This window comes from Amycolatopsis arida (assembly GCF_900115565.1).
Classification (GTDB): Bacteria; Actinomycetota; Actinomycetes; order Mycobacteriales; family Pseudonocardiaceae; genus Yuhushiella; species Yuhushiella arida.
The window spans coordinates 61,617-76,370 of sequence record NZ_FOWW01000007.1 but is presented as its reverse complement, the minus strand read 5'-3'; the positions used below and the strand labels follow the sequence as shown (position 1 = coordinate 76,370).

The following is a 14,754-nucleotide window of genomic DNA, read 5'->3' as shown; positions in this document are numbered from 1 at the left end:
GGGAGCACAGGCCAGGATCACCGCGGCCGCCCGCGGGCGTTGCGCAAGTGATCATTAACCTGTTATCGCGGTCACACTAATGCTGACCACGCGTACGGTCTAGCGCGCCAATGCACCCGTTCGGGTGTACCTCTCGTGCCCTTCGGTCCAGCTTGGGCGAACTGCCCAGTCCGCGGATCCGGTGGTTGTGCCGGATGCTCCGCGCGCCTCCGCGACTACCTCCGATCTCAGGACTGGTGAACACGACCTGGCGGCTCATCTCGCTACCGGTGTCATGGACGCGTGCCAGAGGTCGGCGTAGCGGTCGCCGCGGCGAAGCAACTCGTCGTGGCTGCCTTCCTCCACGATCCGGCCGCCGTCCAGGAAGGCGACGCGATCGGCGCGTTGGACGGTGCGCATCCGGTGCGCCACCATCACCACGGTTCGGCCCGCCATCAGGCGCTCGATGCCGTCGTGAACGGCGGCCTCGTTCACCGGATCCAGTGCGGAGGTCACCTCGTCCAGCAGCACGATGGGCGCGTTCTTCAGCAGTGCCCGCGCGATCGAGACACGTTGGCGCTCACCACCTGACAGCAGCGCGCCGCCCTCGCCGACATTCGTGGCCCATCCGCGGGGCAGTCGCTCGACCACCTCGTCCAGGCGTGCCGCGGTCGCCGCCGCCCGCACCTCGGCGACGCCCGCGTCGGGACGGCCGACCCGCACGTTCTCCTCGATCGTGCCGTCGAAGAGATAGACCTCCTGGAAGACGATGGCGATCCGCGCCATCAGCGCCTCGGTGTCGATCGCACGGACGTCCACGCCGCCCACGCGCACCGCGCCCGCGTCCACGTCGTGGAACCGCGCGAGCAACTGGAGCAGGGTGCTCTTACCCACACCCGACGGTCCGACCACCGCAAGCCGTCGCCCCTCCGGGATGGACAATGACACGCCGTCCAGCACCGTGCGGTCGCCGTGCTGGAAGGCGACGGGATCGAATTCCAGGCCATGGTGTTCCGGCCGCACCGGTTCGCGCGGTTCCGGCAGCGGCTCGGTGCGCAACACCGTGTCGAGTCGTGCCAATTCGGCACGTGCGCCGCGCAGCTGGCCGCCGATATCCGCCAGCGACAGCAGCGGATCCGCGCAGCGGGCGGCCAGCACCAGAATCGCCAGGATCTCGGCCGCACCGATTCGCCGGTGTGTTCGTCGACGCCATCGGCGATCCGGCCCTGCGCGAGATCCTGGCCACGCGGTTGCAGGCGCCCTATCTGCGTGCGCTCCAGGACGTGTTGGGGGAGCCGGAAGACCGGGTCCTGCTCCTCATCGACATCGTCGTCGGAACCTTGCTCCACCGGATGGGCATGACCGGTGCGCCCATGGTGGACGCCGACGTCGCCGAACTGATCGAGATGGTTGTGCACCACTTCGCTGACTGAGCAGTACCCCTAGCTGCCTCGTCGGGGAGTGTTGGCGTACGCCGTCCAGAGGTCGACGGCTTGCTCCAGGTCGAGCGCCGCGACCTTCTCCGGGGGAATGCCGGCGGGGTGGACGAGCCGTCGGGCGAATCAGTCGGGCACCCGCTCGCTCGGTGGCTTCTCCATGGCGGGCACGTCGCCAGCCAGCCGCCGAGCCGGTCGATCACCGCGGCGAGGCGCTGAAACGTGTGGGCCTGGAGGGCGGGTCTCGAGCGCGAGTCTCGAGCGCGGGGCTGGAGCCAGGCGTGCCTCGCAACCGACGCAACGGCTCGCCAGTGCCAACACTCGCGAGCTCGAAGCACGCCCGAACAAGAAGGCAATCCCGCGACCGAACCTCCCACGAGGAAGAGCAAACCTCGCGAGTAACTCGAACCAGCGCGAGCAAACCCGGACCAGCGCGAGCGAATCCCGAACCAGCGCGAGCAAACCCAAACCAGCGCGAGCGAATCCCGAACCAGCGCGAGCGAATCCCGAACCAGCGCGAGCAAACCCCGAACCAGCGCGAGCAACCCCAAACCTCGCGCGAGCAGCCTGGAACCAGCACGATCAGACTTGAACCAGCGCGGGCAGACTCGAACCAGCGCGAGCGAAACTCGAATTTCGCGCGAGCAATGTCGACGCTCGCGGAGAACCCTTCAGCGCAGCCCCCACCCGCTCCGGGGGACCGGCCCCGCTTCCAGCTTACTGCTGGTCGGGGCGTGGGGAAGGGGGTTCGGGAAACTGTGGACAACTCGGGGTTCTTCGCGGGACCGGCGGCTCCGTTCGCTGCGAGGTCTACCCGTTAGGTGGAATTGCCGGGGGGCGACTGGTCGGGACGTGGTGGGGAGCTGGGGTTGGCAGCGAATCGGCTGGTTGGGGATGGAAGCCTGGTTGCGGGACAGTAGCCGAGCCAGGGGGCGGGAATCAGGACCACAGGTGCGAGCGAGACTCGAATTTCGCGCGAGCAATGTCGACGCTCGCGGAGAACCCTTCAGCGCAGCCCCCACCCGCTCCGGGGGACCGGCCCCGCTTCCAGCTTACTGCTGGTCGGGGCGTGGGGAAGGGGGTTCGGGAAACTGTGGACAACTCGGGGCGTTTTGCGGGACCGGCGGCTCCGTTCGTTCCAAGGTGTATCCGTTTGGGGGAAGCGCCGGGGTCAGGTGATCGCGACGTGGCGGGAGTCGTTGGTTCGGGCGCGCGAGGGCACGGACAGGAGGGCAGGGCGCGGCAGCCGCCACGCGGCTGGGAGGGTGGGCGCGAGGCGCGGACGCCAAACCGGACGCCATGGACGCCACACCGGGCCGCCGCAGCTTGCACCACAGCGAACGCCGCAGCAACCACCGTCGGCAACCACCGCAGCGGCACGTGTCACCCACATGGGGATTTGCGCCAAAGGTGCGGTTAGGCTGCCCTAATGACCGTGACCCTCGCCAGTCGAACCAGCCCGCGGTGCGGGCGGACCGGCCGGCCGGGGCCCGTCCGGCGCCGCCGTGCCGGGCTGCTGCTGGTCCTGCTGCTCGCCCTCCTGGTCGCCGCGGGGCTGAGCCTGGCCTTCGGCGCGCGGCCGATCGCGCCGGCCGCCGTGTGGGATGCGCTCGTCCACCCCACCGGCACCGAGGAGGACATCGTCGTGCGCGCGCTCCGCGTCCCGCGCACGGTCCTCGGCATCCTGGTCGGCATCGCCCTCGGCGCGGCCGGCGCGCTCATGCAGGGCCACACCCGCAACCCCATCGCCGACCCCGGACTGCTCGGCGTCAACCAGGGCGCGGCGTTCGCCATCGTGCTGTCGGTCGTCGTCTTCGGGGTGTCCGACCTGTCCGCGTTCATCTGGTTCGGTTTCGCCGGTGCGCTGGTCGCCGCGGTCGTGGTGTTCCTGCTCGGAGCGGTCGGCGGCCACGGCGCCACCCCGGTCACCCTCGCGCTGGCCGGCGCCGCGGTCAGCGCCCTGCTCTACGGCATCATCTCGGCGATCGTGCTCGGCAACCGGCAGGGCATGGAGGCCTACCGGTTCTGGCACGTCGGCTCGATCGCCGGCCGGGACGCCGCCATCGCCGGCCAGATCGCCCCGTTCCTCATCCTCGGGCTGCTCCTCGCGGTGCTCAACACCCCGGGGCTGAACACCCTGTCCCTCGGCGAGGACGTCGCCACCTCGCTCGGCCAGCACGTCCGCCGCACCCGGATCGTCGGCGTGCTGGCGATCACCATGCTCACCGGCGCGGCCGTCGCCGCGTGCGGTCCCATCGCGTTCCTCGGCCTGATCGTTCCGCACGTCGCCCGTGCCCTCACCGGCCCGGACTACCGCTGGCTGGTGCCGTTCGCCGCGCTGCTCGGCGCCGTCCTGCTGCTGCTCGCCGACGTGCTCGGCCGGCTGGTCTCCGGCGACACCTTCGAGGTCGGCGTCATGCTCGCGCTGCTCGGCGCGCCGGTGTTCATCCACCTGGTCCGGCGGAGGGGGTTGGCCGGGCTGTGAGCACCCGCGACATCGCCCGCGACGTCACCACACTGCCCGGCCGCAAGGCCGTGCGGCTCGGCCCGTTCGCCGCGACCTTCCGGCCCCGGGTGGTGGCCGTGCCGCTGGTCGGGCTGGTGCTGCTGGTGCTGGTCGCGGCGCTGAACATCGGGCTCGGCAGCGCCCACCTCGACGTGATCGACGTGCTGCGCACCCTCGCCGGCGGCGGCGACCGCCGGGAGACCGGCATCGTGTTCGACCTGCGGCTGCCGCGCACGCTCACCGGCATCCTGGTCGGCGCCGCGCTCGGCCTCGCCGGCGCGATCTTCCAGACCATCGCCCGCAACCCGTTGGCCAGCCCGGACATCCTCGGCATCACCTGGGGCGCCGGGGTCGGCGCGGTCACGGTGATCGTCGTCGGCGGCTACCGCGGGCAGGTCAGCGGCGTCGCGGCCAGCCTCGGTGTGCCGCTGGCCGGCCTCGCCGGTGGTCTGCTCGCCGGGCTGCTGCTCTACCTGCTGTCCTGGCGGCGCGGCATCGACGGCTTCCGCATGGTGCTCATCGGGATCGGCCTCGCCGCGGTGGGCTACAACCTCGTCTACTGGCTGCTCACCGTCGGCGATGTGGACGACGCCACCCGGGCCACCACGTGGATCGTCGGCAACCTGGGCAACGTCGGCTGGGAGTCGGTCGGCCCGGTCGCGCTCGCGCTGGCGCTGCTCGTGCCGGCCACGTTGCTCTGCGCGCACACCATCGGCGGGTTGCAGTTCGGCGACGAGACCGCGCGCGGGTTGGGCATCCGGGTCGACGCCGCGCGCGGCACGCTGCTGCTGCTCGCCGCGGGGCTGGCCGCCGTCGCCACCGCCGCGGCCGGCCCGATCACGTTCGTCGCGCTGGCCACCCCGCAGATCGCGCTGCGGCTGGCCCGCACAGCGCAGCCGCCGCTGGTCGGCTCGCTGGTGCTCGGCGCGCTGCTCACGGTCGGCGCCGACCTGGCCGTCCGCCAGGCCCCCGGCGCGGCCGACCTCCCGGTGGGGGTGCTCACCGCGATCCTCGGCGCCCCCTACCTGATCTACCTGTTCGTGCGAACCCGGCGGAAGGTGCGGGTGTGAGCGAGCCTGTGAGCGAACCATCCAAGCCAGCAGGCTGGGCGAGCGCCGCCGCCGAGCGCCAGCGAGGAGGGGGCGTGAGGTCAACTCGGCTGCGGGCGGACGGTGTCCGGCTCGGCTACGGCGAGCACGTCGTGGTCGACGGGCTCGACCTGGACATCCTCGACGGCTCGGTCACGGTGATCATCGGGCCGAACGGGTGCGGCAAGTCGACCCTGCTGCGCGCGCTGGGTCGGCTGCTCGCCCCGCGGTCGGGCGCCGTGCTGCTGGACGGCAAGCGGATCGACCGGCTGCCCACGAAGGAGGTCGCCACGATCGTCGGCCTGTTGCCGCAGGCGCCGACCGCGCCGGAGGGGCTCACCGTGGCCGATCTGGTGACCCGCGGCCGGCACCCGCACCAGCGTTGGTACCGGCAGTGGTCGGCGGCCGACGAGGACGCGGTCGGCCACGCGCTGCGGCTGACCGGGATGGACGAGCACGCCGACCGGCTGGTGGACCATCTCTCCGGTGGGCAGCGGCAGCGGGCGTGGATCTCCATGACGCTGGCCCAGGACACCTCACTGCTCCTGCTGGACGAGCCGATCACCTACCTCGACCTCGCGCACCAGGTGGACGTGCTCGACCTCGTGCACCGGTTGCACACCGAGCGTGGCACCACCGTGGTGATGGTGCTGCACGACCTCAACCTGGCCGCCCGCTACGCGGACACGCTGGTGGCGATGCGGGACGGCAGGGTGGTGGCGCGCGGCGCGCCCGGAGACGTGCTCACCGAGGACCTGCTGGCCGAGGTCTTCAACCTGGACGCCAAGGTGTTGCCCGACCCGGTGGCCGGCACCCCACTGGTCGTGCCGATCAGCGCGCACCTGAGGGACTGACCGCGCCGAGGAACGGCCGTAGCCGCGCGAGGACCGCGTCCGGCCGCTCCTCGGCCAGGAAGTGTCCACAGTGGTCGACGGCGGCGCCGGTGACCCGTGGCGCGTAGGGCCGCCACACCTCCATCACGTCGAGCGCCGTCCCGAGCAGACCCTCGGCGCCCCACAGCGCGAGCACCGGGATGTCCAGCACGCGACCCGCGGCCGCGTCGGCGTCGTCGTGCGCGGCGTCGGTGGGGAAGGAGGCGCGGTAGTCGTCGAACCCGGCGCGCAACGCCCCCGGCGCGGAGAACGCCCGGACGTACTCGGCGACGGCGTCCGGCTCCAGCCCGTGCCGCTGGTGGGTCCAGCGCTCGAAGAAGTAGCCGAGGTATCCCGCGACGTCCCGGCCGGCCAGCCGCTCCGGCAGGTCCGGCTGCAGGTGGAACAGCCAGTGCCAGTACGCCCGGCCGAACGCGCTGTCCATCCGCCGCCACGTCTCCCTGGTCGGGATGATGTCCAGCACGGCCAGCCGGCTCACCTGGTCGGGCCGGTCGAGCGCCCAGCGGTGGCCGACCCGCCCGCCGCGGTCGTGCCCGACCACGCTCACCGCTTCGAACCCGAGCGTCGTGACCAGTTCGGCGAGGTCGGCGGCCATGGTGCGCTTGTCGTAGCCGTCCCGCGGCTTGTCGGTGAGCCCGTAGCCGCGCAGGTCCGGCACCACCACGGTGTGCTCGCGGGCCAGCGACTCGACCACCTTGCGCCAGCAGTGCCCGGTCTGCGGCCAGCCGTGCAGCAACACCACCGGTGGCCCCTCGCCCGCCCTGCGGTAGTGCATCCGGATCCCGTTGACCCGTGCGGTCGCCATCTCCACGATCGGACCTCCTCTAACTGCTTTAACCGGTTAGGAGGGTAAAGGGTGAGCTAACCGGTGGCAAGGGTTAGAGTGGTGGCGTGAGCGAGCAGCGGGTGTCCGACTGGGTCTTCGACGGCGGCCGGCCCTGTCTCGACCTGGTGAACACCCTGCGCGACCGGGAGCGCGGGGGTCGGGAGCTGCTCACCGGGCCGGCCGCGCTGGCGGAATGGCTCGCCGTGGCCGGGCTGGTCGGCGGCCGGGCGGGGGCCACCGAGGAGCAGGTGGTCGCCGCGCGGGAGCTGCGGGAGGCGGTCGACCGGGTGGTCCGGTCCACCGCGAGCGGGCAGCGCCCCCGGCCGGCCGACGTGCGCCGGCTCAACACCACCGCCGGGGCGGCTCGACCGCCGGCGCCGCAGCTGCGGATCACCGCCGACGGCATCCCGCGGCGGGTGACGCCCGCGCCGGACGACCCGGTCGCCGCGGCGCTCGCGATGCTCGCCGTGGACGCGATCGAGCTGGCCGCGGACGGCACCGCGGTGCGGGTCTGCGCCGCCGAGGACTGCGGGTTGCGCTTCGCCGACACCTCCCCCCAGCGCAACCGGCAGTGGTGCTCCATGGCCCGGTGCGGCAACCGGGCCAAGGCCCGCGCCCACTACGCCCGCCGCCGCGGCACCCGCTGACCCGCGCCGCGGCGGATCCTCCCCACCCGCGGGGCCGACCGCGGCGCACCCGACGCCACCCAGGTCCCCGCACCGACGGCACGACGGCCTGGGTTCTGGGTGCGCTACGCGGTGGTGAATCGCTCGGCGAGGCGGGTGAGCACGGCCCGCGCGCCGGCGCCCTCGACCGCCGCCTTCCAGAGGCGGTCGGTGAGCCGGTGGTACACCGCGACCTGCTCGGGGTCGGCGATCCGAATGTCCGCGGTGAGGTTCTCCACGATCACATGGTCGTCGATGATGCGGTAGCCGTGCACCGGCGCGTGCGGCAGCGGCCGGAACAGCGGCAGGATGCCGAACCGCACGTGCGGCAGGCCGACCAGCCACATCAGCCGGTCGAGCTGGACGACCATCTCCGCGGGGTCGGCGACCGGGTGGGCCAGCGCCGCCTCGCCGAGCAGGATCTCGATCCGCTTGGCCGAGTCGTAGAGCGCCTCCTGGCGCCGCACCCTCGCCAGCTCCGCGGCGTCGGCGTCGGGCGGCTGGTCGAGCAGGCTCGCCCGGCTGGCGCACAGCCGGCGCGCGTAGTCGGCGGTCTGCACCAGCGCGCCGACCGACGTGACGTCGACCGCGCGGATCCGCCGGGCCCCGTTCTGCCGCGCGGCCTCCCGGTCGGACGCGCCGGACCGGACCCGCCGCCACGTGAGTTGGTGGGCCCGCAGCTCGCGCAGCTCGGCGAGCAGGTCGGCGGCGTCGGTACGGAGCTCGGCGCACCACGCGACGACGTCCGCGGTTTCGGCGGTCTGCTTGCCGGTCTCCAGCTTCGAGACCTTCGACTGCGGCCAGTCGAGCCGGGCGGCCAGGTCCCTTCCGGACAGTCGTTGCCGCTCGCGGAGCGCGCGCAGCCGAGCCCCGAACGCCGCCCGCATGGCTTCGAAGTCGGTCACGTCGCCTCGCCTGGTCCTTTCCGGATGCACCGGGACAGGCATCGTCCCACGGAGTCGCCACGGTGGCTGACGATCCCGCACCGACCCCTGCCGGGTGAACCTGCTCAGAATATTCTTTCGATTCTCGATTGATTCGGGTGCAAGCGGCATCCTGGGCCGGAGGACGCGAGGGGCTCAGGAGGCGGTTGTGACGGGGGCTGCGGTGACGAGGACCGTGACGTCGAAGGCACCGAAGGCACCGAAGGCCCGGTCTGGCGAGGTCGGAGGACCGGCGGCCGGCCAGGCGTTGCCGGAGGGGGTGACGCATCCCTACGACGCCGCGTGGAGCCGGCCGAGGCTGGCCGTGTTCCGGCACGGCCACACCTTCACCTGGTGTGCCGGTGATCGGCTGGTGGCCATCCAGCGCGGCCGGGTGGCCAACGCCAAGCGGGCCACGCTGATCACCGACGTGCACCCGGCCGACCAGCTGCTCGTCGGCCGGTACCCGGTGATCGGCCTGCTCACCCCGCCCGCCGACGGGTGGGGCGACTCCGCCGTGCTGCGCCGACTCGCCGACCAGTGGGCCGAGCGCACCTTCGGCGGCCGCCACCGCGGCTGACCCCGCCCACGGCCTCGGGCCGAGGTGCCGTCACGCGGGGTCGGGTGGGCGGCGCTCGAACCACCGCTCGACCGCCTCGAGCTGGGCGGCGAGCGCGATCAGCCGGTGCTCGGTGCCGCCGGGCCCGAGCAGCTGGGCGCCGAGCGGCCGACCGTCGGCGGTGGGCCCGGCCGGCACGTTCACCCCCGGCCAGCCGAGCACGTTCCATGGCCACGCGTACGGACAGGCCGCGATCATCGCCTGGTCGGTGGCCCAGTTCGTCAGGCCGGTGAAGTGCCCGATCCGCGGCGGCGGTGTCGCGGTGGTCGGGGTGAGCAGCACGTCCACCCGCCGGAACACCGCGCCCACCTGGCGGCCCAGCAGCGGCTCGATCCGCCGGGCCAGCCGCAGCGCCGGGCCGCCGAGCCAGCCGCCGGTGCGGGCGTTGCCCAGGGTGCGCGGGTCGAGCAGGGCCGGGTCGGGCACCCGGCGCACCCAGTCGCGCACGCCGACCAGCGAGCGCGGCAGGAAGGTGACCCCGATCAGGCCGTAGCGCGGCTCGACCGGAACGACCTCGTGCCCCAGCCCGGCGAGCACGCCGGCGAGCCGCTCGACGGCGGCGCGGACCACCGGGTGGAGCCCCGTTCGCGTCGCGGTGAACGGGATCCGGAACGACAGCCCGATCCGCAGCCGGCTGGGGTCCCGCCGGGCCGCCTCGGCATAGCGGGTGCCGGTGCCGGCGGCGACGTCCAGCAGCAGCGCCGCGTCGGCGACCGTCCTGGCCAGCGGGCCGTGCCCGGTCAGCCCGTGGAACAGCTCGGGGTCGGGCGCGGTGGGGATGCGACCGCGCTGCGGCTTGACGCCGACCAGGTTGGTCCACGCCGCCGGGATGCGCACCGAGCCGGCGCCGTCGGAGCCGAGCGCGGCCGGGACCACGCCGGCGGCGACCGCCGCCGCCGACCCGCCCGACGACCCGCCGGGGCTGTACTCGGGGCACCACGGGTTGCGGGTCGTGCCGAACGTGCCCTCGGTGAACGGCCACTGGCCGAGCTCGGGTGTGTTCGTCTTGCCGATGATCACCGCGCCGGCCGCCCTGAGCCGGGCCACCACCGCGCTGTCGGCCGCGCTGACCGGGAAGTCGCCGGGGCAGCCGAACGCGGTGGGCAACCCGGCGATGTCCACATCGTCCTTGACCGCCACCGGCACACCGAGCAGCGGGGCCCGCTCGCCGGCGGCGAGCCGGCGGTCGGCCTCGGCCGCCTCACGCAGCGCGGCGGACCGGCGCAGCACGCGGAAGGCGTTGAGCGTCGGTTGGGTGCGCTCGGCCCGGTCGAGGGCCGCGGTGACCAGCTCGACCGAGCGGGCGGCGCCGCTGGTCAGCAGGGCCGCCTGGCCGGCGAGCCCGGCGAACGCGATGTCGGCGTCGGCGGTCATCGCACCTCCCGTCCTGGCTTACCGGACGGTAACACCGGCGGGCGGTCAACGTGAATCCTTCTCGCTTATTGGGTCAGCCCGGGGTGTCGGCCTCTCGGGCGATGCGCGCCGCCCGCGCGGCCAGCAGCACCATCACCGCGAGCAGGGCGATGTCGGTGAGCAGGGCGACCCGCTGGGCGAGGCCAACCGGCAGCGCCGCGGACAGCGGGGCCAGCACCGGGTGGTCCGAAAACGCGGCGAGCACGTAGCTGAGCCCGAACACCGCGAGGCTGAGCACGCTCCACCAAGACACCCGCAGCAGCAGTGCCCGGGTCTCGGCGAGCGCCGGGAGCTCCCGCAGCCGGTCGGCCAGGGAGAACCCCACGCCGGGCAGGCTGACGAAGGCGAGCAGGCTGGCGTACTGGTGGATGCGACCACTGGTCATGTCGGTCCCCTCGCTGAGGGTCGCCGGGAACAGTGCCGCGATGATCAGGCCCAGCGCCCAGGTGACCAGCAGGACGCGGGTGGTGCGGCTGGTGGCCGTGCCGGTCGCGACCAGCGCGCCGAGCAGCGCCAGCGAGCCGACCGCGAGGGACAGCACGCTCGCCTCGAGCATCCCGCCGCCCCGGTCGGTGTAGGCGTAGCTGCTGATGGTGTCGAGGATCGGGTCGCGCGAGCTGACCAGGTGCAGGATCAGCATCGTGAAGGCGGCCCACGCGATCGCGGCCACGGACGCGACGAGCCAGGGCCGGGCTCTGCTCGTCGTGGACGTGGACAGGTGTGCCGGACGTGCCCCCATATCGCGCATAACGCCCAGGGTGGCGAACTTCTTCCACTGTGATCCGGGGAACTCCCTGATTTCTACTGGCACTGTCACCCTGTGGCAGCCCCGAACTCCACCAGGGCGAGCGTCTGGTCGTCGTGCCGTTTCACCCGCGGCCAGCGGACGCCGTGCGGGTCGCCGTGCTCGGCCAGCCGCACCGCGTCGAGCACGGCGTCGGGGCCCCGGGTGCGCGCCAGGTCCAGCACGCCGGGCCAGTCGAGGAGGCCGTAGTCGTCGACGCCGACCGCGACACCGTCGCTGGCCAGCAGCGCGGCGGTCAGGTCGGCGCGCGGCCAGCTCGCCCGGCGGGCGTGCGCGGCCGCGGTCGGGTCGGCCTCGGCGACCCAGAACCCGCCCTCGGCGTTGCGCCGTTCGCGGACGTCGGCGGCGGTGCGGAGCAGGCCGGTGCGGCGTAGCACGGCGATCCGGTCGTCGGCGAGCACCTCGTAGCCGCGGGGTCCGAACACGACGACCGGGCTGTCGGCGAGCACCAGCGCGTCCACCCGGTCGGCCGTCCAGCGCAGGATCGCCACGGTGCTCGACGGCGAGTCGCCGGGGTGCAGGTCGTGGTCGGCGGCGACGCCGGCGATGGCGGAGGCGAGCAGCTCGGCGAGGTCGCTCTCGGGGGCAGTGTGCAGCGCCGCGGTCAGCCAGCGGCGGAGCAGGCCCGCGTACCAGCCGCCGCTGGGCAGCGCGGGGTGCGCGGCGGTGGCGCCGTCGAGCAGGACGACCGCGTTCGGCAGCACGGCCACGTGGTCCTCGGAGGGGCGTGGGCCGCCGTCCGGGCCGACTCCCGCCCGTTCCGCGACGTGGATTCGGGGCACGAGCGGAACTTACCGTGTCAATCAAGGTTGACATCGAGGTCGTGTCAACGTAGGTTGACACCATGACTGAGGTTACCGATCTGGCCACCAAGGTGGGCGACCGCGATCCCCGGGTGGGGCTGCGGGCGGTCGCCGCGCTGCGGCGGCTGCTGGAGCAACTCGAGGCGGTGCAGGTGCGCAGCGCCAGGGTGCAGGGCTGGTCGTGGCAGGAGATCGCCGCGGAGCTGGGCGTGAGCCGGCAGGCGGTCCACAAGAAGTACGGGAGGCGGTAGATGTTCGAGAGGTTCGTACGGGACGCCCGGGTGGCGGTGGTCGAGGCGCAGTCCGTCGCCGTGCGGCAGGGAGACGCGGAGATCGAGCCGGTGCACCTGTTGCAGGCACTGCTGGCGGCACCGGAGAGCCGGGGCGGGCGGCTGCTGGTGGAGCTGGGGGTGCCCGCGAACGCCCTGGCCGAGCGGCTGGCGGCGATGCGCCGGCGGGGCGGGATCAGCGACGCCGACGCCGCGGCGCTCGCCGAGTTCGGGATCGACGTGGAGCGGATCGTCGAGCGGGTGGAGCAGGTGCACGGCGAGAACGCGCTGGCGGGGGCGGCCCCGCCGCGCGGGCGGCGGTGGCTGGCCAAGGGGTCGCACCGCCCGTTCACGGCGGAGGCCAAGGAGGTGCTGGAGCGGACGTTGGCGGAGGCCACCGAGCTGGGGGACACGCACATCGGCACCGAGCACCTGTTGCTGGCGCTGACCGCCCGGCCCGGCCCGGTGGCCGACATCCTGGCCGAGCGGGGCGTCGACCATGTGGCGATCCGCTCGGCGTTGGCCCGCCGCGCCGCCGGCTGAGGTACCGGGGGCGCTGGCCGGGGACGGTGCTCGGCGCGGGAGGCTCGCGGTGGTGCCGCGACCTCGGTGCGGGTGCATGGGGGCGAGCCGGACCGGCGGTGGGGTGAACAACCGGGAGCCGGCCCCGGGCTCCGGTCAGGCCCGGAGCGGCACGGCCAGGGCGGGCGGCCGGGTGTGCCGACGGGGCGGCCCCGGTGGGACGGCGCGAGCGCCGGCGGGCACTCGCCCGACTCCGGGGCGCTTCCCGGCACCGCCCCTCGACGTGCCGGGAAGCGCCCGCGGGTCTTTGGGCGCGCCTGACGGATCCCTTCCTGCTGCGACGGAAAGATCCGTCAGGCGCGCCCTGGGCGTGCACCGGGGCTCCCGCTCGGCGCGGTGAGCGGGAACACGGCCGGTGCGCGCCCGTGAGCCCCGGCGTCGCGGGGGCAGCGCGACGCCGGGGCGGGTCCCGTCCCGGCCGGGCGCGGTCGGCCGAGCGGGAAGACATGGGTTCATGACGGGTCCCCTGACGGCGGTCGGCGGCGCGGAGGTGCGCGACCGTCACCGTGAAGCAATGAGTTGATCTTGATCTGGACGTGGCTCTCCCGGCGGTGCGGCCGGGAGGTCAGTCGGGGGAGGTCGCCGGCAGCGCGGCGCCCCGACCGGTGCCGAGGGCGGCCGAATCGAATCCGGTGCCGAGCGGGCGGAGCCGCGCACCGTCGGTGGCGGAGGTCAGTACCGCGAGCGTGTGCCGCCCGCCGGCCGACTGGTCGGCGCCGGCGCTGACGTGACCGACCGGCCCGCTCGGTGCCGAGGGTGCGGCCGGGCCGGGTGCGCTTGAGCCCCGGTCGGCGTCGGCGTGCCGGTCGGGGTGGCCGGTGGAACTCGGCCTGCTGGAGGCCAACTGGACCCGCGGGGCGGGTGGGCCGTGGGTGGCCGGGGTGGTGGCGGCGGTGGCGCGGGATCCGGTGGGGGAGGAGGCGTCGAGCGGGGCGGGCGCGGGCGCCGGTGGCTGGGCGGGGTGCGGCGGCGCCGGGCGCGGGACGGTCGGGGCGGGACGTGGCCACCCGTCGGGGCCCGATCCCCCCGGCAGGACCGCCAGGGGGATCGGGCAGGCTCCGACCAGCACCGGGGTCAGCGCACCGCACACGCGGCGGACGACGCGGTCGACGGTGACCCCGTAGCCCGGGTTGTCAACGGCAGGGCCGGCCGCGCCGCCGAGCAGCCGGTGCGCGGGATTGTCGAGGCCGAGCGGGCCCACCCACGGTGGCTGGCCCGGTGCGAGTGGGTGGCTGGCGACCATGGCCGCCCCGACGAGGTGCTTCGTGCCCGGCGCCGGGTGGACCAGCGTGACGGGGCCGGCCAGCGTCGACTCACCGGACTGGGCCGGCTGGGGTGACTGGGACGGCTGGGGCGACTCGGGCGACGCTGCCGGGCCGCCCGACTCGGGCGACGCTGCCGGTGCTCCCGCCTCGGGCGGAGACGCCGGATCGGTTCGGGGCGGCGTTGCCGGTGCGGACGGCGCCGACGAGTTCTGGTCGGGCGCCGGCTGCGGCCGTGCGTCGGGTGGGGACTGCTCCGGTCGTGGCTGGGGTTTCGGCTGTGGCTGTGGCTGTGGTTCCGGCTGCGGCTGTGGTTCCGGCTGCGGCTGGGGTTTCGGCTGTGGCTGTGGTTCCGCCGAGGGCTCGGCGACGACGGTGCCGTTCTCGCCACCATCCGGGTGCTCGGCGGCCATGGCCGGGGAGCTCAGCGCGGTGGCGAGCAGCCAGCCGGCGGCACCCATCCCGGCGGCGAGGGCCAGCCGGCGGAGCAACGGCGCCACCCGGACGTGGGGCCGGGGCGCGTATCGCGTGCTCCACATCGACACCACCACCGTCCGGGCCTGGCTCACGATCAACAGCCGCTGATCTCGTCGGGGACCCACTCGTCGAAGGTCGGGCCGACCAGCCAGCAGCTTCCCGGGGGCCGCGTACTTTCTAGCATTGCTCGCGAGTGTTTCACCTCGAT

At 74.0% G+C, this 14,754-nt stretch carries 15 protein-coding genes; 8 read left to right on the top strand and 7 right to left on the bottom strand.

Going from position 1 to position 14,754, the window contains the following annotated elements:
• Window positions 1-255 precede the first annotated feature (255 nt).
• Entirely contained in the window at window positions 256-1,137 is an 882-nt protein-coding gene (locus tag BM051_RS19765; RefSeq protein WP_243859659.1) for an ABC transporter ATP-binding protein, read from the bottom strand.
• A gap of 38 nt (window positions 1,138-1,175) precedes the next feature.
• Between BM051_RS19765 and BM051_RS19760 the strand changes: the two genes are divergently transcribed.
• The 4 genes from BM051_RS19760 (at window position 1,176) to BM051_RS19745 (ending at window position 5,863) form a co-directional block, all read left to right on the top strand.
• Entirely contained in the window at window positions 1,176-1,412 is a 237-nt protein-coding gene (locus tag BM051_RS19760; protein WP_243859658.1) for a TetR family transcriptional regulator C-terminal domain-containing protein, read from the top strand.
• A gap of 1,432 nt (window positions 1,413-2,844) precedes the next feature.
• The gene (locus BM051_RS19755; RefSeq protein ID WP_092532418.1) at window positions 2,845-3,900 is read left to right on the top strand and encodes a FecCD family ABC transporter permease; all 1,056 of its coding nucleotides are present in this window, start codon (window positions 2,845-2,847) and stop codon (window positions 3,898-3,900) included.
• On the top strand, window positions 3,897-4,991 hold the full coding sequence (locus BM051_RS19750) for a FecCD family ABC transporter permease (RefSeq protein WP_243859657.1): 1,095 nt from the start codon (window positions 3,897-3,899) through the stop codon (window positions 4,989-4,991). Before BM051_RS19755 ends, BM051_RS19750 begins: the two co-directional genes overlap by 4 nt.
• Before the next feature lie 74 nt (window positions 4,992-5,065).
• Entirely contained in the window at window positions 5,066-5,863 is a 798-nt protein-coding gene (locus BM051_RS19745; protein WP_092532415.1) for an ABC transporter ATP-binding protein, read from the top strand.
• On the opposite strand, the gene BM051_RS19740 is transcribed toward BM051_RS19745, so the two are convergent.
• Window positions 5,841-6,707, bottom strand: coding sequence for an alpha/beta fold hydrolase (locus tag BM051_RS19740; protein WP_243859674.1), 867 nt, complete (start codon window positions 6,705-6,707; stop codon window positions 5,841-5,843). The genes BM051_RS19745 and BM051_RS19740 overlap by 23 nt on opposite strands.
• An 86-nt stretch (window positions 6,708-6,793) precedes the next feature.
• Here BM051_RS19740 and BM051_RS19735 point away from each other — a divergent pair, with 86 nt between their 5' ends.
• Window positions 6,794-7,375, top strand: a complete 582-nt coding sequence (locus tag BM051_RS19735) for a CGNR zinc finger domain-containing protein (RefSeq protein WP_243859656.1) — start codon at window positions 6,794-6,796, stop codon at window positions 7,373-7,375.
• Window positions 7,376-7,479: 104 nt separating this feature from the next.
• Here BM051_RS19735 and BM051_RS19730 read toward each other — a convergent pair whose 3' ends face one another.
• The gene (locus BM051_RS19730) at window positions 7,480-8,298 is read right to left on the bottom strand and encodes a helix-turn-helix domain-containing protein (protein ID WP_166677768.1); all 819 of its coding nucleotides are present in this window, start codon (window positions 8,296-8,298) and stop codon (window positions 7,480-7,482) included.
• A 202-nt stretch (window positions 8,299-8,500) separates the two neighbouring features.
• Here BM051_RS19730 and BM051_RS19725 point away from each other — a divergent pair, with 202 nt between their 5' ends.
• Window positions 8,501-8,896, top strand: coding sequence for a hypothetical protein (locus tag BM051_RS19725; RefSeq protein ID WP_134046246.1), 396 nt, complete (start codon window positions 8,501-8,503; stop codon window positions 8,894-8,896).
• A 30-nt stretch (window positions 8,897-8,926) separates the two neighbouring features.
• Here BM051_RS19725 and BM051_RS19720 read toward each other — a convergent pair whose 3' ends face one another.
• The 3 genes from BM051_RS19720 to BM051_RS19710 all read right to left on the bottom strand — a co-directional run bounded on the left by BM051_RS19720 (window position 8,927) and on the right by BM051_RS19710 (window position 11,935).
• Window positions 8,927-10,309 (bottom strand): amidase, encoded by a 1,383-nt coding sequence (locus BM051_RS19720; RefSeq protein ID WP_092532406.1) that lies wholly within the window; start codon window positions 10,307-10,309, stop codon window positions 8,927-8,929.
• Window positions 10,310-10,382: 73 nt separating this feature from the next.
• Window positions 10,383-11,096: a DUF998 domain-containing protein gene (locus tag BM051_RS19715; RefSeq protein WP_243859655.1), complete on the bottom strand. Its 714-nt coding sequence runs from the start codon at window positions 11,094-11,096 to the stop codon at window positions 10,383-10,385.
• A gap of 65 nt (window positions 11,097-11,161) precedes the next feature.
• Window positions 11,162-11,935 carry a hypothetical protein gene (locus BM051_RS19710; RefSeq protein ID WP_092532400.1) on the bottom strand — a complete coding sequence of 258 codons (774 nt, stop codon included), beginning with the start codon at window positions 11,933-11,935 and terminating at the stop codon, window positions 11,162-11,164.
• Window positions 11,936-11,997: 62 nt separating this feature from the next.
• Here BM051_RS19710 and BM051_RS19705 point away from each other — a divergent pair, with 62 nt between their 5' ends.
• Together BM051_RS19705 and BM051_RS19700 are read left to right on the top strand one after the other, a co-directional pair.
• On the top strand, window positions 11,998-12,207 hold the full coding sequence (locus BM051_RS19705; RefSeq protein WP_092532398.1) for a sigma factor-like helix-turn-helix DNA-binding protein: 210 nt from the start codon (window positions 11,998-12,000) through the stop codon (window positions 12,205-12,207).
• Window positions 12,208-12,768, top strand: coding sequence for a Clp protease N-terminal domain-containing protein (locus tag BM051_RS19700; RefSeq protein WP_092532395.1), 561 nt, complete (start codon window positions 12,208-12,210; stop codon window positions 12,766-12,768).
• A 604-nt stretch (window positions 12,769-13,372) separates the two neighbouring features.
• Here the strand turns inward: BM051_RS19700 and BM051_RS29145 are convergent.
• Window positions 13,373-14,608 carry a hypothetical protein gene (locus BM051_RS29145; protein WP_166677767.1) on the bottom strand — a complete coding sequence of 412 codons (1,236 nt, stop codon included), beginning with the start codon at window positions 14,606-14,608 and terminating at the stop codon, window positions 13,373-13,375.
• Between the last annotated feature and the right edge of the window lie 146 nt (window positions 14,609-14,754).

What these genes read in the sequence shown, in the direction of transcription:
- BM051_RS19755 (WP_092532418.1), top strand. Translation starts at nt 2,845, where the DNA reads ATGACCGTGACCCTCGCCAGTCGAACCAGCCCGCGGTGCGGGCGGACC.
- BM051_RS19740 (WP_243859674.1), bottom strand. Translation starts at nt 6,707, where the DNA reads ATGGCGACCGCACGGGTCAACGGGATCCGGATGCACTACCGCAGGGCG.
- BM051_RS19720 (WP_092532406.1), bottom strand. Translation starts at nt 10,309, where the DNA reads ATGACCGCCGACGCCGACATCGCGTTCGCCGGGCTCGCCGGCCAGGCG.
- BM051_RS19715 (WP_243859655.1), bottom strand. Translation starts at nt 11,096, where the DNA reads ATGCGCGATATGGGGGCACGTCCGGCACACCTGTCCACGTCCACGACG.
- BM051_RS19705 (WP_092532398.1), top strand. Translation starts at nt 11,998, where the DNA reads ATGACTGAGGTTACCGATCTGGCCACCAAGGTGGGCGACCGCGATCCC.
- BM051_RS19700 (WP_092532395.1), top strand. Translation starts at nt 12,208, where the DNA reads ATGTTCGAGAGGTTCGTACGGGACGCCCGGGTGGCGGTGGTCGAGGCG.
- BM051_RS29145 (WP_166677767.1), bottom strand. Translation starts at nt 14,608, where the DNA reads ATGTGGAGCACGCGATACGCGCCCCGGCCCCACGTCCGGGTGGCGCCG.